The following is an 18,053-nucleotide window of genomic DNA, read 5'->3' as shown; positions in this document are numbered from 1 at the left end:
CGGGTCGCGTCGTCAGGCAGCGTGACTGAACTGTCGGACGCGGTTGGCGAGGCGGGCCAGCCGGATCGTGGCGATGTTCCGGTACGCCGGACGCAGAACCGTCGCCAGCGGACCGGACTGCTCGAACGTGTGGGTGACGCGGCTGTCCGGACCGATCGTCCACGTCCCGACCTCGCGGAACCCGGGCACCTGCCAGCTGATCTCGATCCGGTCCGGCTCGACCACTGTGTACTGCAGCTCGCCGGCGAACCCCGGCCGGACCCGCAGCGCATAGCTGCTGCCGGGCTCCGCCTCGGCAGGTCCGTCGATGGCCAGGAACGCCTCGTTCCACTCCGGGAGCGCGAGCGCGTCGAGCAGGACGTGCCGGATCGCCGCGGGACCGGCGTGGATGACTTCGGTGGCCTGTTCCATGACTAGTTCTCCTGAGTGGCGAGTTCGGGATGCCGGCGACGGGCCAGGGCCGCGCCGGCCGGGAAGGCGTCGGCGAGCGTGCGGAGCGTGCTGATGGTCTCGTCGAGGGCCTGTCCGGCGACGAGGTCGTTCATGGTGCGGTGCAGCCGGTTTTCGGCGGTGACGATGCGGCGGTGCAGGGCCCGTCCCTGCGTGGTGAGGCTGAGCGTGAGGTAACGCCGGTCGACCTTGTCGATGCCGCGTTTCACCAGTCCTTGGGCGACGAGGCGATCGACAAGACGGCTCGGGCTGTTGCCCGTTTCGCAGACGAGCAGCCCGCCGAGAGCATTGAGTGTGAGCGGACCGTGGTCCCGGAGGACGCGCAGAACCTCTGCCTGGGAAGGCGTTATGCCCAGCGGGCGCAGCTCGGCGGCGAGCAGCCGATTGCCCTCGCGCTGGATCGCCAGCACGAGATAGCGAAGCTCCTCGACAACCTTCATGGCTAATACATTACACGACACGTATGTCATGTCATCTATCGGTCAGCGAGTCTTCCGGAATCGGTCGGTAACTGTTGCCTGAGGCGACGGGTTCCGGAAGAGTGCCGGAGAAAGTCCGGTTGAGGTCATGGCCAAGGCGACGTGCTGGCTGGCACAGTGTCTGCATGAAGGGTCTGATGCAGAATTACCAACTGTCCCTGGACACGATCTTCCGCCGGGCCGAGCAGTTCTACCCGGACAAGACGGTCTATACCGGCGGTCCGGCGCCTACCAAGATGACGTACGCCGAGTGGGCGGGGCGGACCAGACGACTGGGCGGCGTCCTGGACACGCTCGGGATCACCGCCGATGGCCGCGTCGGGACGTTCGCGTGGAACTCAGGGCGCCACCTCGAGCTGTACTTCGCCGCGCCCTGCACCGGGCGGGTGCTGCACACGCTCAACATCAGGCTCTTCCCGGACCAGATCGTCTACATCGCGAATCACGCCGAGGACGAGGTCGTGTTCGTCGACCGCTCGCTGCTCGGGTTGTTCCTGCCGCTGCTCGAGCGGCTCCCGGAGCTCCGGCACGTGGTCGTGATGGACGACCTGCCGCCTGGGGCGCCGGGTGCGGAGGTTCCGGACGACCCGCGGTTCCACGACTACGAGGAGCTGCTGGCCGCGGCGGAGCCGGTCGAGTTCCACGTCGAGGACGAGAACCAGGCCGCCGCCATGTGCTACACGAGCGGTACGACGGGGCATCCGAAGGGCGTGGTCTATTCGCATCGGTCCACCTGGCTGCACTCGATCGGCGTACTGACGAACGCCGGGATCGGGCTGGCCGAGACGGACACGGTGATGCCGGTCGTGCCGATGTTCCACGCGAACGCGTGGGGTCTCGCGCACGCCGCGCCGATGGCGGGCGCGTCGCTGGTGTTCCCAGGGCCGGACATGACCCCGGCGGGGATCCTCAAGCTGCTCCAGGAGCAGGAGGTCACGCTCTCGGCCGGGGTGCCGACGATCTGGCAGGGGCTGTTGCCGTTGCTCGACGGCGTCGACTTGCCGAAGCTACGACGCATCCCGTGCGGCGGCTCCGCCGTGCCCCTTGCGCTGTCGGAGGCGTTCCGGGAGAAGCTCGGCCGGCCGATTCTGCAGGCGTGGGGGATGACGGAGACCAGTCCGGTCGCGACCGCCTCCCATGTTCCCTCGAGAAGCACTGATCTTCCCGAGGAGGAGCAGGCCCACCTTCGCGCCCGGGCCGGTCTGCCGCTGCCCGGGGTCGAGGTGCGCATCGTCGAGCCCGGTTCGATCGAGGCGCTGCCTTGGGACGACGAGGCCACCGGCGAGCTGCAGGTCCGTGGCCCGTGGATCGCCGCTGAGTACTACCGGCCGGACGACGGCGCCCAGCTGAACACCGAGGACGGCTGGATGAAGACGGGCGACGTCGCCGCAATCGACCAGTACGGTTCAGTGCGGATCGTCGACCGGACGAAGGACCTGGTGAAGTCCGGTGGCGAGTGGATCAGCTCGGTCGAGCTGGAGAACCTGCTGATGGCCCATCCTGCGGTGCGAGAAGCCGCAGTCATCGGGGTGCCGCATCCCAAGTGGGTCGAGCGGCCGCTCGCGTGCATCGTCGTCCAGGAGGGCGCGACCGTGACCGGCGAGGACATCCTCGAATACCTCCGTCCGCTCGTCGCGAAGTGGTGGGTCCCGGACGCGGTTGAGTTCATCGACGAGGTCCCGAAGACCTCGGTCGGCAAGTTCTCCAAGAAGGACCTCCGCACCAGGTTCGCCAACTATCACCTGCAGTGACTCCGTGCCGGACTCACGTTGGTTGCCGTGGGCATGCGAGGTGCATGCCCACGGCAATCATCAGGAGTTGCCCGGGTCAGGCGAAGTCCACTTGGAAATGATTGCGAAGGTGGGTGAGGGTCGCGTCCACGAACTCCGCCGGCCAGGGGTTGTTGGTCAGCTTGGCCAGGGCCGTGCCGCGGGTGATGAACTGGCGGCAGATGTACTGATTCGCCGCGATGATGTCGGCGGGATCGGTGCCCGCTGCAGGGATGGCTTCGAGGGCGGCGCGTTGCTCGTCGGAGAGTAGGGCGTTGAGGCGCTTGGCTCCGGTGGTTCGGCGTACGCCGCGTTCGGCCAGCATGAGCGCGACGAGTTGGTCGCGAAGGGCGCCGACGCCCTGGTTGCCGACGATTCGCTCGTCGCGGCCGAGGACCGTGACCAGGTTCCCGAGGAAGTAGAAGAAGAGGTTGACGTTCGGCGTCGGCCAGTACGGTTCGCCGGGCTGACCGCCCTTCGCGACGATGTCGCCATCCGGAAACAGCGTCCCGTCCCGGTCGAACAGCACGCGCACGCCGTCGTACTGATCCCGTTCGAATGACGCCAACGGGTGCACGAACAGATCCACGTGCAGCCAGTCCGGTGTGATCCCGAGGCCGCCGATCAAGCCCGGGACCTCGTCCGTCAACACGGTCGGCCCGGTCAGCTCCCGCAGTACGTCGTCCCAGTGCTCTCCGAACCACTGCAGGCTGTCGTCCGTCACCACGAGATGCAGGTCGACATCGCTGAACTGGTCGGCCGCGCCCGTCGCATAGCTCCCGATCAGGTAGACCCCGAGCACCCGCTCGTCCCGGGGTAGGACGTCCGCTGCTCGTGCAATGACAGCCTGCTGCCTCTCGTCCCCAGTCAACATCGCTCCACGCTAGGTCGTCCCTGGCGTTTTCCGGGATCCGGGGCCTACGGTCGCGAGGTGACGACTCGACAGGCCCTTCTGACGCGATTGGTCGGGTCGATCGTCGGCATTTCCCGGGATCGGCCGGTGCGGGTTGCGGTGGACGGGCCGGATGCGGCCGGCAAGACGACGCTGGCCGACGAGCTGGCAGATGCGCTGTCCGGCATCCGTCCCGTGATCAGAGTCAGCGTCGACGACTACATCCGCCCCGCCGAACGGCGACCCCAGTCGCCGGGCGTCCCGGCAGCGGGCTACTTCGACGACAATTTCGACCTGGCTGCACTGATCGCCGGATGCCTGATTCCGCTGGGGCCGGGCGGCGATCGCAACTATCGGGCCCCGGACGGCACGAGCGGAAGGGCGCCGTACGACGCGGTGCTGCTGGTCGATGGAGTGTTTCTCTTGCAGGCACGACTTCGCCCGTATTGGGATGTCGGTATCTATCTGCACATCGGCCCTGACGAGATGCTGCGGCGAGGGGTGCTCCGCGACCGCGATCAATATGGCGGGGAGAGCGCCGCGCGGAGCATGTTCGAGACGCAGTTCGTCCCAGGCTGGCGCGCGTACCAGGCTCAGCATGATCCGGCCGCGGCCGCGACCATCGTCATCGACCACGAAGAGCCATCCCGCCCGGTGATCCGGCCGAGCAGCGCGGGCGACGGAAATGTCGGGTGGCAGCGCTAGGGTTGCGGGCGTGGAAGCACCCCTTGCGCTGTATCGCCGGTACCGCCCGGAGACGTTCGCGGAGGTGATCGGGCAGGATCATGTCACGGCGCCGTTGCGTAACGCGTTGAGCAACAACCGGGTCAATCACGCCTACCTGTTCTCCGGACCGCGCGGGTGTGGAAAGACCACCAGTGCGCGGATCCTCGCCCGCGCGATCAACTGTGAGAAGGGCCCGATCGCCGAGCCGTGCGGGGTGTGCAAGTCGTGCACCGACCTGGCCCGCGGCGGTCCCGGCAGCATCGACGTGATCGAGATCGACGCGGCGTCGCACGGTGGCGTGGACGATGCGCGTGATCTCCGCGAGCGTGCGTTCTTCGCGCCGGTCGAGAGCCGCTACAAGATCTACATCATCGACGAGGCGCACATGGTGACCACGCAGGGCTTCAATGCTCTGCTGAAGCTGGTCGAGGAGCCGCCGCCGCACCTCAAGTTCATCTTCGCCACCACCGAGCCGGACAAGGTCATCGGGACGATCCGGTCGCGTACGCACCACTACCCGTTCCGCCTGGTGCCGCCGAAGGTACTGGCCGACTATATGGCCAAGCTGTGCGAGTCCGAGGGCGTGGCGATCGAGCCGGCCGCGCTGCCTCTCGTTGTGCGCGCCGGTGCGGGCTCGGTGCGTGACTCCCTGAGTGTGTTGGACCAGCTGATCGGTGGAGCTGGGCCGGAAGGGGTGACGTACGAGCTGGCGGTCGCGCTGCTCGGCTTCACTCCCGATTCGCTGCTCGATGCGTGTGTGGACGGGTTCGCGGCGCATGACAGCGCGGCGGTGTTCGAGACGATCGAGAAGGTCATCGAGACCGGTCAGGACCCGAAGCGATTCGCCGAGGATCTGCTGCGGCGATTGCGCGATCTGGTCGTGCTGTCCGCCGTACCGAACGCGGTTGTGTCGGGTCTGATCGAGGCAGCCGAGGACCAGGGCGAGCGCCTGCAGACGCAGGCGGCCGGGATCGGTCCGGCCGAGCTGACGCGCGCGGCGGACATCGTCGCCGCCGGTCTGCTGGAAATGCGCGGCGCGACCGCGCCCCGCCTCCAGCTCGAACTGATCTGCGCCAAGGTTCTCCTCCCCGGCGCCGACGACTCCACCAACGGCATCCAGGCCCGCCTGGACCGCATGGAACGCCGCCTGGACATCGGAACACCAGCTGGCACGCCGGGTGGCGCACAGCCAGCTACCGCGCCTGCGGGCCAGCCGCCGGCATCCGGCGCTGCCAATGCGGTACAGCCATCGGGCGCCGGTACTCCGGGTGCTGTTGCGCCCGGCGGCGCCTCGGACGACTCCGGCGTACCCGGGGCAGACGCCGCATCAAGCAGAGCGGCTGCGCGAGCTGCTGCAAGCGGTGGGGGCCCGGCCCAGGCCGAGTCTGCTGATGGCCCAGCCGACGATGTTCCCGCGGGTCGAGCTGGTGCAGGTGATGCCGGCCCTGCAGCGCCGACGCCCGCAGCGGCGCCATCGGCAGGATCTGCGAGCTCGCGGTCGGCAGCCGGCGCGCGCGGTTCTTCGGGTGGAGCTGGCGGTGGGCGTACGGGGGCATGGGGCGATGGAGCTGAGTCCTCGGCCGTCCCTGTAGGTGCTAGCGACGTCGCCGCCAGTGAGGTAGCTACTGGTGGTGGGGCTGCGGGTTCTGGTGGTGCTGTTGGGCTGGCGGATATTCGGCGGTTGTGGCCTGAGGTTTTGGAGGCTGTGAAGAGCAAGCGGCGGTTTGCCTGGATCATGCTGAGCCAGAACGCGCAGGTGATTGCGATCGACGATCAGACGTTGACGCTCGGGCTGGTGAACGCGGGGGCTCGGGAGAGCTTCGCGCGTTCGGGGAGTGACGAGATCCTCCGTCAGGCGATGAACGACACCATCGGCATCGACCGCCGAGTCGAAGCCGTCGTCGACCCCTCCACCGACCCAGGCGCCGCAGGTTCCGGAAACGCCGGTGGTCCCGGTGGTTCCGGAGGCGCCGGTGGTCCCGGTGGTCGACCGAGTGGTGGTCACAGCGGCGGTGCACCAGGCGGATTCGGTGGAGGTGCGCCCGGTGGTCACGGTGGCGGTCCGGCTGGGCCAGGTGGCGGTGCTGCGGGCGGGTCGAGTGGTGGTGCCGGGGGCGGACCTGCGGGAGCCGCCGACGCTGCGACCGGTGGTGTGCCGGCCGGTGGTGGGCCGGGTGGTGGTGGGGATGCAGCGGGTGCTGGACGCGGGCTGGAGGCTGCCGGGATGGCGGGCTCTGGAGCGAGCGGCTCAGACGCAGGCGGTCCAGGCGGTCCAGGCGGCCCGGGCGAGGCTGGTCGGGGCGTCAGTGGGTCGGATGCGTACGGATCTGACTTACGTGGTGCGGGATCGGTGTTGGCCGAGCCAGCTGGTGCAGGTCCAGGTGGTCCGGGGACAGAGGCCCCGGCCGGTCGCGGGAGCGCCGGGGGCGGCGCTGACGGCGTTGAGGCGGCTGGTCGCGCCGGTGGAGGCTCGGGCCTCGGCAGGGCTGATGGCCGCGGTTCGGCGGGTCGGGCGGGAGCAGCCGCCGGTGCCGGTGCGGGTGCCCGTGCGGCAGGTGAGGCGGGAGCAGCCGCGGGTGCGGCAGGTGGGGCGGGTGCGGGTCGGGAGTGGGCGGACGCGGCGGGGAGTGTTGCGTTGCGGGAGCCGCCTGATTCGGAGTGGGACGTGCCTCCTGGGTCGGATCCGTGGGACGACCAGCGGGCTCCGGTGACGCCTCAGGCGGCGCCTGTGGATCGGCGGGAGCAGGCGGCCAGTAAGCGGCGGGCGGCGGAGGCTGCGGTGGCGGCTGAGCAGGCTCGGGCTGCGGCGCGGGCCCCGGTCGTGCCTGAGGCGCCGTTGACGCCGGAGGAAGAGGCCGCCTCGATCGGCGAGGACGACGTGGTGCTGGATGACGATCCGCGGACGCATACCGAACTGCTGAGGGAGACCCTTGGCGCCCAGATGATCACCGAAGAAGCCAACTGAGTCCTGCTGAAAGTCACTCGCACAGGCTCGTCCACAGCTCTCGCCAGAGCGGCGCGGTGGGTGTCCACATGATCCACAACCCTGTGGGAAAAGATGTCCACAAGGCTGTGGATAAGTTTGGGGAGACTGGTCGGTTTCTGGGTGTTCGTGGGGTTGTCCGAGCGACCGGCTAGTGTTGAGTCTCCGGTCGTCGGACGCGTGTCGGGGGCCGGATCAAGCAAGCTCGGGGCTCGGGAGAGCGGTTCGGACGAGGAGATCGCAGTGTTCGACGGTGGCGGTGCTGGGGGCTTCGACATGTCCAACCTGCTCGCGCAGGCGCAGGCGATGCAGAACCAGCTGATGGAAGCGCAGGCAGACCTCGAAGGTCAGGAGATCGAGGGGTCGGCCGGTGGCGGTCTGGTGACTGCCCTGGTGTCTGGCACGGGCGAGCTGCTCAGCCTGAACATCAAGAAGGAGGCCGTCGACCCCGACGACACCGAGACGCTGGCCGACCTTGTCGTCGCCGCGGTGCGCGACGCGTCCGAGAACGCGAAGCAGGCCGCTGCTGCCGCGATGGGCCCGCTGGCCGGTGGGCTGGGCGGTGCGTTCGGCGGCGAGGGCGGGATCCCCGGCTTCGGCGGCGCTCCGGCCGGGCAGTCGGCGCCGGCAGGCTTCGGCCTGCCCAGTGCGCCCCCGGCGGTCGAGTCCGCGCCCCCAGCGGTCGAGCCAGGGGCAGGCGATGACCCTGAGAGCGGCCCGGGCGAAAGCCGCGGCCAGGCGCAGGACGAGACTCGTGGCGGCGTCGGGTTCGTGAACCCGGGCAGCGGGACCGGCGCGTCCGGTCAGAACCCGGGCTGAAGTGTACGAGGGAGCCGTTCAGGATCTCATCGACGAGCTGGGGCGGTTGCCCGGAGTGGGTCCGAAGTCCGCGCAGCGGATCGCGTTCCACCTGCTCGCGGCCGACGAGACCGACGTACGGCGGCTGGCGCATGTGCTCGTGCAGGTCAAGGAGAGGGTCAAGTTCTGCGAGATCTGCGGCAATGTCGCGGAGGAAGCGCAGTGCCGGATCTGCCGTGACCCGCGCCGGGATCTGAGTCTGATCTGTGTGGTCGAAGAGGCCAAGGACGTGGTCGCGATCGAGCGCACCCGCGAGTTCCGCGGCCGGTACCACGTGCTCGGCGGGGCGATCTCGCCGATCGAGGGGATCGGGCCGGACGAACTGCGGATCAAGGAACTGATGCAACGGCTGGCCAGCGGTGAGGTGACCGAGATCATCCTGGCCACCGATCCGAACCTGGAGGGTGAGGCGACGGCCACCTACCTGAGCCGCCTGCTGCGGCCCATGGGGTTGCGCGTCACCCGTTTGGCTAGTGGACTTCCTGTAGGCGGTGACCTCGAGTATGCCGACGAGGTCACACTCGGACGGGCGTTTGAAGGGCGACGATCAATCGATGACTGAACCAACCGATATTGCAGAGCGCGCATTGGCCACGGACTCCGAGGACCTCACCGAGTTCGCCGAACAGATCGCCGACCAGGTCCGGAGCTTCCTGATCTCGGTGCGCGACATCGCCGCGCAGCCGGACGAGGACGGGGTCGACGAGGGCCTCGCCTCGCTGCCGTACCTGCTGCTCGAGGTGAGCCAGCTGCTGTTGGCCGGCGGCCGGCTCGGGGCGTTCGAGGACTTCGTCCCGGAGGAGCGGTTCGAGAGCGACGCCGGTCCGGACCCGGACCTCGATGCGATGCGTGACCGCCTGGCGGCGCTGTTCGAGGGCCTGGACGAGTACGCCGAGGTCTTCGACCCGTACGCCGCTCCGCCCGAGATCACCGTGAACCGGCTCTCCGACGACCTCACCGCGATCGCGAACGACCTGGTGCACGGCCTCGCGCACTACGAGGACGGCCGGGTCGTCGAGGCGCTCTGGTGGTGGCAGTTCTCGTATGTCTCCACCTGGGGTGCTGCCGCGAGCGCGGTACTTCGGGCCATCCAGTCGCTGATCGCGCACGACCGGCTCGAGCCGGCGCACGACGCGGAGACCGAGGCGACCGACCGCGAGCTCGTCGAGGTCGCCGAAGAGGCCGTCCAGCGCCGCTGAACACAGGTGTCAGTTCATGAGCTGACCCGGCGGTTGCCGGATGTCGGCACGGTGCGGCGGGTCAGCCGGGCGTTGGCGGTTCTCGACCTGGTGCTCAACGAGGACGAGAGCACCAGGTACTACGAGTTCGACGCGCGCTGGTCCGAGACCGAAGAAGCCGCGCTGATGCGGGACGGGTCGGGTGACGAGTACTCGATCGTGTTCTCGCCGGACGGCGCATTCGCGTACGGGTTCGACCACGAGTCGCCGATGTCGCCGTACGCGAACGGGCACAAGCCCTGGCCCGGCCTGCTCGATGGCGTGCCTGAGGTCTTCCACGCCGCGCGAGACGAGAAGGCGTTCAGCGACGACGGCGTGCCGCGCGCGACCGTGTGTTTCTGGCGTACGACGGATGCCCCGGTCTGGAGCTCCGGCCCGGTGGAGAGCGCCCACCGCGACGGCGCCGACTGGCTGTTCGAACTGGTCGCGGACTGCCGGCCCGAGGCGTACCTGACGTTCGCCGAGGAGTACTACGAAGTCGCGCTCGACCTCGACGCGATCCGGCACGTGTACGCGCTGATGCCGCTGTCCGAGTACGTCGTCACCTCGCTGAACAGGCAGCGACGATTGCGCGATCTCTCCGAAGGGATCGCCGAGATCGGTTACCCGCGGTCCTGAAGCGCGTTAGCGTGTCGCCCGATGACAACGCATCCACACGATCCGGCCGTGGTCGGATCGTTCGCGATCCAGGGCCGGCTCGGCCGTGGGGCGATGGGTGCGGTCTACCTCGCTCGTTCGCCGGGCGGGCGGCTGGTCGCGGTGAAGGTGGTTCGCGACGAACTCGCCGGTGACCCGGGATTCCGGGCGCGGTTCGCGCGCGAGATCGACGCTGCGCGGAAGGTCAGTGGCGCGTTCACCGCTGCGGTCGTCGACGCCGATCCGGACGCGGATCGCCCGTGGCTCGCGACGGAGTACCTGCCGGGACCGACGCTGCAGAAGGCGATCGAGACGTCCGGACCGTTGTCGCCGTCCGGCGTGCAGTCGCTCGCGAGCGGGTTGGCCGAGGCGTTGATGGCGATCCACGCGAGCGGTGTCGTGCATCGCGACCTGAAGCCGTCGAACATCGTCCTGACCGACAACGGCCCGCGCGTTATCGACTTCGGTATCGCGCGAGCGCTGGAGGAGGCGAGCCTGACCGCGACCGGGATGGTGATCGGTACGCCGGGCTACCTCTCGCCGGAGCAGATCACCGGGACCGGGATCGGGCCGGCGAGCGACCTGTTCGCGCTCAGTGCGGTCCTGGTGTTCGCGGCGTCGGGGCGCGGTCCGTTCGCGACCGGGAACCCGGCGTCGATGCTGCACCGGATCGTCCACGAGCATCCACACATCCCACCGCTCCCGGGTCCGCTGCACGAGGTCGTACGCCGGTGCCTCGCCCGCGATCCCGCGCAGCGGCCGACACCGATGGAGATCCTGCAGCTTCTCGGACCGCCCGTCCCAACAGCCCTTCTCCATCCGCCCACGATCGTCCTGCCACCTGCGACAAGGGTCCTGCCGCCAACGGTAGGAGGGGCATTGCCGGTATTACCCACGCCCGTTCCGCCGCCGGCTGGGGCGTTCGCCGACGGCCCGACGCCGGGTGGTGTGACGGGGCCAGCCGTGGTTGGGGCGAGTTTCGCGACGAGTCGGATCCGGCCGGTGGTGTTCGCGGCGATCACCACGCTGCTCTGCCTGGCATTCGCTCCGCGCGACCCGCAACTGCAGGTCCTGCACCCGATCATCTCGACGCTCCTCGGCTTGGTCTCCCTCACCTTCTTGTACTTCGCGATCCGCCACTGGATCCTCGTACTCAGGCCAAAAGTCGTCCTTCGCCTGTCTCCACAGGGATTGACGGTCAACCGCGCCTACAGCGAAGCAACCATCCCCTGGTCCGGTGTGACGCGGCTCCACGTCGGCGGCGACAGTAAACGGCCCTGGCTGATCGCCTGGCTCGAACCGCAGTACGCGAACAAGCTGCCGATCTCCCACCGTCGCCACCACGGCGGCCTGCGCGTCTACCCGATCGCGCACGGCGCTACCCATGCCCGCCGCCAGACCCAGGTCAACGAGCTCCGCGCTGCCCTCAACTGGTACGCGGGCCGGATCCACGACAATTCCTACTGATGAAGACCAGACCAGCCACCGCCGCGGACAGCGCCGCGATCAGCGAACTCCTCATCCAGTCGTGGGGCAGCCACATCGCGGTCGCTCACGGGGTCGCGTACGACGCCACCACGCTGCCGGCGATCCTGGCGGAGGAGGACGACCGGATCGTCGGATTGCTCACGTACAACCTGCAGGATGAGGAGATGGAGGTCGTCACGCTCGACGCTCCGGTGCCCCACCTCGGCGTAGGCACAGCCCTTCTCAACGCGGCCGCCGAAGCAGCAAAAGCGGCGGGTGCCCACCGGCTCTGGCTGATCACGACCAACGACAACGTCGACGCCCTGCGTTTCTACCAACGCAGAGGGATGCGCATCGTCGACGTCAGGCCCGGTGCAGTCGACGAGTCCCGCAAACTCAAACCGTCGATCCCCGCCACGGGCGCGTACGACATCCCCCTCCACGACGAACTGGTCCTCGAACTCCGCCTGCCCGACCAGCCCAGCTCGGACAAGCCAGCCACCGACGAGCCCAGCGGCGTCTAGTCGGGCAGCATCGGCATCTCCAGCCCCTGCCGTTTGCCGAGCAGGATGCCGCGAGTGATCGCGTCGGTGCCGAACTTGTCCTTGACCTGATCGAGCGCCGAGTCGAGCTCGTTGTTCGCCGCCTTGTCGAACGGCAGCGCCAATTGCAGAGCCGCTTCGTTCTCCAGGTTGCCGACGGAGATGCCGATCATCGTGATGCCCTGCGCGGCGATCAGCGGCTGCGCCGCCCGGAGCAACGCCCGGGCCGTGATCAGGATCGCCCGCGTCTGATCCGTTGCCTGAGGCAACGTATGTGAGCGGGTCGCCCGGGTGAAGTCGTCGAAGCGCAGCCGCAAGGTGACCGTCCGCCCCGAGCGCCCCGCGTTGCGCATCCGGCGGCTGACTCGATCCACCAACCCGGCCAGCACGGCGTCGAGCGTCGCCGGCGACTTCGGTGACCGACCCAGCGCCCGCTGCGAGCCGATCGACCGGCGCCGTCGCCCGACCTCGATCGGTCGCGGGTCCCGGTTGTGCGCCAAAGCATGCAGATGCCGCCCGGACGCCCGCCCGAGCATCGCGACCAATGCTGCCTCCGGCAGGACCGCGACATCGCCGACCTTGGTGAGCCCACGGCTGCGCAACTTCTCCGCGGTCACCTCGCCAACACCCCACAGCCGCGAAACGTCCAACGGATGCAGGAACTCCAGCTCCCGGTCCGGCGCGACCTCGAGCAGCCCGTCGGGCTTCGCGACCCCGCTCGCCACCTTCGCCAGGAACTTCGTCCGCGCCACCCCGACCGTGATCGGCAGCCCGACGCGCGACAGCACCTCGGCCCGCAGCCGTCGCGCGATCTCCACCGGAGTACCGCGGATCTTCCGCAGTCCGCCGACATCCAGGAACGCCTCGTCGATCGACAGTCCCTCGACCAGCGGCGTCGTGTCCTCGAAGACCTTGAACACAGCCTTGCTGGCCTCGGAGTACGCCGACATGCGCGGCTCGACGATGATCGCGCCGGGGCAGCGGCGCAGCGCCTGGCCGCCGTTCATCGCCGTACGCACGCCGTACGCCTTGGCCTCATAGCTGCAGGCCAGCACCACGCCCGCGCCGACGATCACCGGCCGGCCGCGCAGGCGCGGGTCGTCCCGCTGCTCGACCGACGCGTAGAACGCGTCGAGATCGGCATGCAGGATGTTCGCACCACCCAAGGACACGAACACATGTTCGCATATACCACCGACAAAACGAGATAGGGAGAATTCCCGAGGCGGTGACCGACGATGTCAGGAAAGAATGCAGCTTATGGACCTGTCGGCGTACCGCGATCTCTGGAAGACCCACGGCGTGGTGGCGCTCCTGGCCTCGGCGCTGGTCGCACGGATGCCGGTGCTGGCGACGATGGTCCCGCTCGCGTTCCTGGCGAAGGACGCCGCCGGCAACTTCGGCTGGGCCGGAGTGGTCGCGGGCGCCTACTCGGTCGGTACTGCGGTCGCCAGCGTGGTCTGGTCGCGGATGGCGGACCGCAAGGGAGCACGGAAGGTCGTCATCGGCACTGGGATGGCGTGGGGGCTGTGGATGGCAGTGCTCGCCCTGATGCCCTACAGCTGGTACCGACTGCTCCCGATTGCCGCCGTGCTGGCCGGTGTGTTCGTGTCGCCGGTCACCTCTGCACTCCGCGCCAACTGGCCGCGCATTGTGCACGGCTCTCGTCTACGGGCCGTCTACTCGCTGGATGCCACCGCGCAGGAGCTCCTGTTCGTCTTCGGCCCGATGCTTGGCGCGGTGATGGTCAGCTTCGCCAGTCCGCGCGCCGGCCTGCTGGCGTGCGCAATCACAGCAGCCGCCGCGATCTGGTGGTTCGGGATGAACCAGCGGACCGACGTACCGCACGACGAAGCAGCCGGACCGCGTCCTACTGCCTGGCAGCTGATCTTCCATTCGCACCGCACGCCGATCCTGCTCGCCTGGGCCTGTTTGGTGATGGGCTTCGCGTCGATGTCGCTCGGCATGGTCGCCGTGGCCGATGAGCACGGCAACCGTTTGATCGCAGGCATTCTCGAGACTGTGGCCGCGGTGGGGAGTGTGACCGGCGGCGTGATCAACGGTGCGCTCCCCGGCGGCCGTACGTCGGCAGTGTGGCGGCGCATGCTGGTGTTCTCCGCGTTGGTCACGGTCTGCATCTTCGCCACGTCGTCCGTTGTCGCACTCGCGATAGCGATGTTCGCGACGGGCTGCATGATCGCGCCGACTGTCGCGGCCCTCTACGAGCGCGTGGGCGCGCTGACGCCCAGAGCTGCGCACACCGAGATCTTCGGCTGGACGCAGAGCGGCGGCATGGTTGGGTCGGCGATCGGCTCCGCTGTCGCCGGTGCAGTGGTCGAGGCGTTCGGCGTCCGCTACGCGTGGGTCCTCACGGCCGTCCTCGCCGTACTGGCGACTCTGTCCCTGCTCCGCGTGCCGCCCCATCGGCCGGCCGAGACAAGTGTTGTTGAGGGTACGGCGGTCGCGGCGTAGCGCACGCGGTAGTTCGCCTCGAGTACGCCGCCGTCGCGTGCGCACATCGAGATCAGCCGGAGCGGACGGCGATCCAGCAGCATGCCCCGGCCTGCGGCGACGGGGTGGATGAGCAGCGAGACCTCGTCGATCAGTCGCCACTTCAGCAGCGAGCGGATCAGCGACAGACTGCCGATCACGTGCAGGTCGTCGCCTGGCACCGACTTGAGGGCGGCGAGGACGCGGCGGATGTCGCCGTGCAGCAGTTCGGTGCCGGGGCGGGCGACCACCGGACGGGATCCGACCACCAGGTTCCGGGTGTGCTCGAGGCCGGCCAGCGTTCCGCCGTACCGCTCGAAGGTCTTGCGGCCGAGCAGGACGGTACCGGCTCCGGCGACCAGCGCCCCGAGGGCCGGCCGGGGCTCGGGCAGCCACTGCTCCGGCCGTTCGACGATCCCGTCTTCGGACATGCACAGCCTCGCGACGATGTTCCGCATATCAAGCCAGATGCAAACTCCGGGCCGAAGGTTGTCAGTCCTTCCGGCGGCCGCGGTGCAGTTCGGTCTCGAGGGCGTCGAACCGGTTGATCCAGAACTTGCGGTACCGGTCGAGCCAGGTGTCGATCTCGCGCAGCGGGCCGGGGTCGACGGCGTACAGCCGCCGGGTGCCGTCGACGGTCACGGTCGCGAAGCCGTTGTCGCGCAGTACCCGCAGATGCTGCGAGACGGCCGGCTGGCTGATGCCGAACTCCGCGCCGATCGTGCCGGCGATACTGCCGGCCGGCAGCTCACCGTCGGCGAGCAGCTCAAGGATCCGCCGCCGGACCGGATCGCCGAGAATGTCGAACGCGTGCACCGGACAAGTATTTCAGTGATGACTTATATGAACAAGTCACCGGACGGTTTGCGGTTGGCGACGGCCGGTCCCGGGGAACCTTCCGGTACTGACAGTGATCTGCAGGACGGGCCGGCCCGGGTGCTGGTCAGCCGGTAGGCAACGGTCAGGTCACGGCTAGAATGACCGCGAGACTACGCCTGGTGCAACGCCGCACGGCGTACCGCAACCAGTGGTTTGAGGAGAAACACTGTGGGACGCGTCGTACACAAGTACGGCGGTTCTTCGGTCGCCGACGCCGATTGCATCAAGCGCGTGGCCCAACGGATCGTCGCGACAAAGAAGGCCGGGAACGACGTCGTAGTGGTGATCTCCGCCATGGGCGACACCACCGACGAGCTGATGGACCTGGCCCAGCAGGTCTCTCCGCTGCCCCCGCCGCGCGAGCTGGACATGCTGCTCACCTCGGGTGAGCGGATCTCCGCCGCGCTGCTGGCGATGGCGATCGCCAACCTGGGCTACGAAGCACGCAGTTTCACCGGTTCGCAGGCCGGTGTGATCACGACGTCCGCGCACGGCAACGCGCGCATCATCGACATCACGCCGGGCCGGATCGAGGGAGCCCTCGGTGAGGGCCACATCGCGATCGTGGCCGGTTTCCAGGGCGTCGCCCAGGACACGAAGGACATCACCACGATGGGCCGCGGCGCCTCCGACACCACCGCGGTGGCGCTGGCCGCCGCGCTCGAGGCGGACTACTGCGAGATCTACACCGACGTGGACGGCATCTTCACCGCGGACCCGCGGATCGTGCCGGCCGCCAAGCACATTCCGAAGATCTCCTACGAGGAGATGCTCGAGATGGCCGCCTGCGGCGCCAAGGTGCTCCACCTGCGCTGCGTCGAGTACGCGCGGCGCTACAACGTCCCCGTCCACGTGCGTTCCTCCTTCTCGCAGAAGGAAGGCACCTGGGTCGTCGATGCCAAGGAAATGGATGAGATGGAACAGGCGATAATCTCCGGCGTGGTCCAGGACCGCAACGAGGCCAAGATCACGGTCGTCGGCGTACCGGACAAGCCCGGTGAGGCGGCCCGGATCTTCGAGACGGTCGCCGGTGCCGAGACCAACATCGACATGATCGTGCAGAACGTCTCGGCGATTGCCACCAACCGCACCGACATCTCGTTCACGCTGCCCCGCGTCGACGGCGCCCGGGCGATGTCCGCACTCGCCCGGATCAAGGACGAGGTGGGCTACGAGCAGTTGCTGTACGACGACCAGATCGGCAAGGTCTCGGTCGTCGGTGTCGGAATGCGCTCGCACCCGGGCGTTTCGGCGAAGTTCTTCTCCGCGCTCGCCAACGCAGGCGTGAACATCGAGATGATCTCCACGTCGGAGATCCGGATCTCGGTGGTCGTGGACGAGAACCTGGTGGATGCTGCCGTGACCGCGGCGCACACCGCATTCGATCTGGACGACGAGCACACCCAAGCTGTCGTGTACGGAGGAACTGGACGGTGACCCCTGTGAGCGCTGTGGAGAACACGATCGAGGACCGGGCGGGTCTGCCATCGCTGGCGGTGGTCGGTGCGACCGGAGCCGTCGGGTCGGTAATGCTGACCCTGCTCTCGACCCGGGAGAACGTCTGGGGAGAGATCCGGCTGATCGCGTCCGAGCGCTCCGCGGGTAAGCGGCTGAAGGTCCGCGGCGAGGAGGTCGAGGTCGTCGCGATCAGCGAGGACGCCTTCGACGGGATCGACGTGGCGATGTTCGACGTACCGGACGAAGTGTCCGCGCACTGGGCGCCGATCGTGGCGGCCAAGGGTGCGGTCGTAGTGGACAACTCGGGCGCGTTCCGGATGGACCCGGACGTCCCGCTTGTGGTCCCCGAGGTGAACGCCGAGGCGGCGCGCAACCGGCCGAAGGGCATCATCTCCAACCCGAACTGCACGACGCTGTCGATGATCGTGGCGATGGGCGCGCTGCACCACCGCTACGAGCTGGAGCAGCTCGTCGTCGCGTCGTACCAGGCCGCGTCGGGCGCCGGGCAGGCCGGTATCGACGCGCTGTACGACCAGCTCACGAAGGTGGCCGGCAACCGTGAGCTGGGCAGCTCGCCGGGCGACGTACGGCGGGTTGTGGGCAACGATCTGGGCCCGTTCCCCGCGCCGCTCGCGCTGAACGTCGTGCCGTGGGCCGGCTCGCTCAAGGACGACGGCTGGTCGTCGGAGGAGCTGAAGGTCCGCAACGAGTCGCGCAAGATCCTCGGCCTGCCGGACCTGAAGGTGTCCGCGACGTGCGTGCGGGTCCCGGTCGTCACCACGCACTCGTTGTCGGTGCACGCGCGGTTCGTCCAGGAGGTCGACGCCGACGGCGCCCGGGAGGTACTGCGGGACGCTCCCGGCGTACTGCTCTTCGACAACCCGGCCGAGGGTGAGTTCCCGACGCCGGCCGATGTCGTGGGCACCGACCCGACCTGGGTCGGGCGCATCCGCAAGTCCCTCGACGACCCGAACGCCTTGGAACTCTTCGTCTGCGGCGACAACCTCCGCAAGGGCGCCGCACTCAACACGGCCCAGATCGCCGAGGTCGTGGCCAAGGAGTTCACCCCCGCCGCCTCCTGATCCGCGCCGACGTCTCAGGGGTCAACCCCTGAGTTCGTGGGTTCGGCCGCCAGAATCTCGGGGGCCAACCCACACACTGCGGGGTTGACCCCTGAGATGGGGAC

Annotated in this window: 18 protein-coding genes; 12 read left to right on the top strand and 6 right to left on the bottom strand. The window is 68.6% G+C overall.

Annotation, left to right across the window (positions count from 1 at the left end):
* Window positions 1-12: 12 nt before the first annotated feature.
* Both EV653_RS24715 and EV653_RS24710 read right to left on the bottom strand, forming a co-directional pair.
* A complete protein-coding gene (locus EV653_RS24715; RefSeq protein ID WP_134106053.1) occupies window positions 13-411 on the bottom strand; it encodes an SRPBCC family protein in 399 nt (132 codons plus the stop codon).
* A gap of 2 nt (window positions 412-413) precedes the next feature.
* On the bottom strand, window positions 414-890 hold the full coding sequence (locus EV653_RS24710) for a MarR family winged helix-turn-helix transcriptional regulator (RefSeq protein WP_134106052.1): 477 nt from the start codon (window positions 888-890) through the stop codon (window positions 414-416).
* A 164-nt stretch (window positions 891-1,054) separates the two neighbouring features.
* Between EV653_RS24710 and EV653_RS24705 the strand changes: the two genes are divergently transcribed.
* Window positions 1,055-2,680, top strand: a complete 1,626-nt coding sequence (locus EV653_RS24705; protein WP_166679543.1) for a long-chain fatty acid--CoA ligase — start codon at window positions 1,055-1,057, stop codon at window positions 2,678-2,680.
* Between the two features lie 76 nt (window positions 2,681-2,756).
* Here EV653_RS24705 and EV653_RS24700 read toward each other — a convergent pair whose 3' ends face one another.
* Window positions 2,757-3,572, bottom strand: a complete 816-nt coding sequence (locus EV653_RS24700; protein WP_134106051.1) for a nucleotidyltransferase domain-containing protein — start codon at window positions 3,570-3,572, stop codon at window positions 2,757-2,759.
* Between the two features lie 57 nt (window positions 3,573-3,629).
* Here EV653_RS24700 and EV653_RS24695 point away from each other — a divergent pair, with 57 nt between their 5' ends.
* The 8 genes from EV653_RS24695 to EV653_RS24660 all read left to right on the top strand — a co-directional run bounded on the left by EV653_RS24695 (window position 3,630) and on the right by EV653_RS24660 (window position 12,022).
* Complete coding sequence (locus EV653_RS24695) at window positions 3,630-4,295, top strand: uridine kinase (protein ID WP_202871809.1); 666 nt, start codon at window positions 3,630-3,632, stop codon at window positions 4,293-4,295.
* Entirely contained in the window at window positions 4,276-7,281 is a 3,006-nt protein-coding gene (locus EV653_RS24690) for a DNA polymerase III subunit gamma and tau (RefSeq protein ID WP_134106050.1), read from the top strand. The genes EV653_RS24695 and EV653_RS24690 overlap by 20 nt, the downstream gene beginning before the upstream one ends.
* Before the next feature lie 261 nt (window positions 7,282-7,542).
* Window positions 7,543-8,118, top strand: coding sequence for a YbaB/EbfC family nucleoid-associated protein (locus tag EV653_RS42255; RefSeq protein ID WP_238160052.1), 576 nt, complete (start codon window positions 7,543-7,545; stop codon window positions 8,116-8,118).
* A 1-nt stretch (window position 8,119) separates the two neighbouring features.
* Window positions 8,120-8,719, top strand: coding sequence for a recombination mediator RecR (gene recR, locus EV653_RS24680; protein WP_134106049.1), 600 nt, complete (start codon window positions 8,120-8,122; stop codon window positions 8,717-8,719).
* Window positions 8,712-9,356 (top strand): DUF5063 domain-containing protein, encoded by a 645-nt coding sequence (locus tag EV653_RS24675; RefSeq protein WP_134106048.1) that lies wholly within the window; start codon window positions 8,712-8,714, stop codon window positions 9,354-9,356. Before recR ends, EV653_RS24675 begins: the two co-directional genes overlap by 8 nt.
* 6 nt (window positions 9,357-9,362) lie before the next feature.
* Complete coding sequence (locus EV653_RS24670) at window positions 9,363-10,013, top strand: hypothetical protein (protein WP_134106047.1); 651 nt, start codon at window positions 9,363-9,365, stop codon at window positions 10,011-10,013.
* Window positions 10,014-10,034: 21 nt separating this feature from the next.
* Window positions 10,035-11,498, top strand: coding sequence for a serine/threonine-protein kinase (locus tag EV653_RS24665; RefSeq protein WP_134106046.1), 1,464 nt, complete (start codon window positions 10,035-10,037; stop codon window positions 11,496-11,498).
* Window positions 11,498-12,022, top strand: a complete 525-nt coding sequence (locus EV653_RS24660; protein ID WP_134106045.1) for a GNAT family N-acetyltransferase — start codon at window positions 11,498-11,500, stop codon at window positions 12,020-12,022. The genes EV653_RS24665 and EV653_RS24660 overlap by 1 nt, the downstream gene beginning before the upstream one ends.
* On the opposite strand, the gene dinB is transcribed toward EV653_RS24660, so the two are convergent.
* Window positions 12,019-13,212, bottom strand: a complete 1,194-nt coding sequence (gene dinB / locus EV653_RS24655; RefSeq protein WP_370358490.1) for a DNA polymerase IV — start codon at window positions 13,210-13,212, stop codon at window positions 12,019-12,021. The two genes, EV653_RS24660 and dinB, sit on opposite strands and share 4 nt — an antisense overlap.
* Window positions 13,213-13,300: 88 nt before the next feature.
* Between dinB and EV653_RS24650 the strand changes: the two genes are divergently transcribed.
* A complete protein-coding gene (locus EV653_RS24650; RefSeq protein WP_238160051.1) occupies window positions 13,301-14,512 on the top strand; it encodes an MFS transporter in 1,212 nt (403 codons plus the stop codon).
* Here the strand turns inward: EV653_RS24650 and EV653_RS24645 are convergent.
* The gene (locus EV653_RS24645) at window positions 14,395-14,961 is read right to left on the bottom strand and encodes a dihydrofolate reductase family protein (RefSeq protein ID WP_166679542.1); all 567 of its coding nucleotides are present in this window, start codon (window positions 14,959-14,961) and stop codon (window positions 14,395-14,397) included. The genes EV653_RS24650 and EV653_RS24645 overlap by 118 nt on opposite strands.
* Window positions 14,962-15,022: 61 nt before the next feature.
* Window positions 15,023-15,346, bottom strand: a complete 324-nt coding sequence (locus tag EV653_RS24640) for an ArsR/SmtB family transcription factor (protein ID WP_134106041.1) — start codon at window positions 15,344-15,346, stop codon at window positions 15,023-15,025.
* A gap of 231 nt (window positions 15,347-15,577) precedes the next feature.
* Between EV653_RS24640 and EV653_RS24635 the strand changes: the two genes are divergently transcribed.
* Both EV653_RS24635 and EV653_RS24630 read left to right on the top strand, forming a co-directional pair.
* The gene (locus EV653_RS24635) at window positions 15,578-16,846 is read left to right on the top strand and encodes an aspartate kinase (RefSeq protein ID WP_134106040.1); all 1,269 of its coding nucleotides are present in this window, start codon (window positions 15,578-15,580) and stop codon (window positions 16,844-16,846) included.
* Window positions 16,843-17,949, top strand: a complete 1,107-nt coding sequence (locus EV653_RS24630; protein ID WP_202871808.1) for an aspartate-semialdehyde dehydrogenase — start codon at window positions 16,843-16,845, stop codon at window positions 17,947-17,949. The genes EV653_RS24635 and EV653_RS24630 overlap by 4 nt, the downstream gene beginning before the upstream one ends.
* Window positions 17,950-18,053 lie beyond the last annotated feature (104 nt).

This window comes from Kribbella pratensis, from assembly GCF_004365355.1.
Classification (GTDB): Bacteria; Actinomycetota; Actinomycetes; order Propionibacteriales; family Kribbellaceae; genus Kribbella.
The sequence above is the reverse complement of the archived record's forward strand: the minus strand, read 5'-3'. Positions and strand labels throughout refer to the sequence as shown.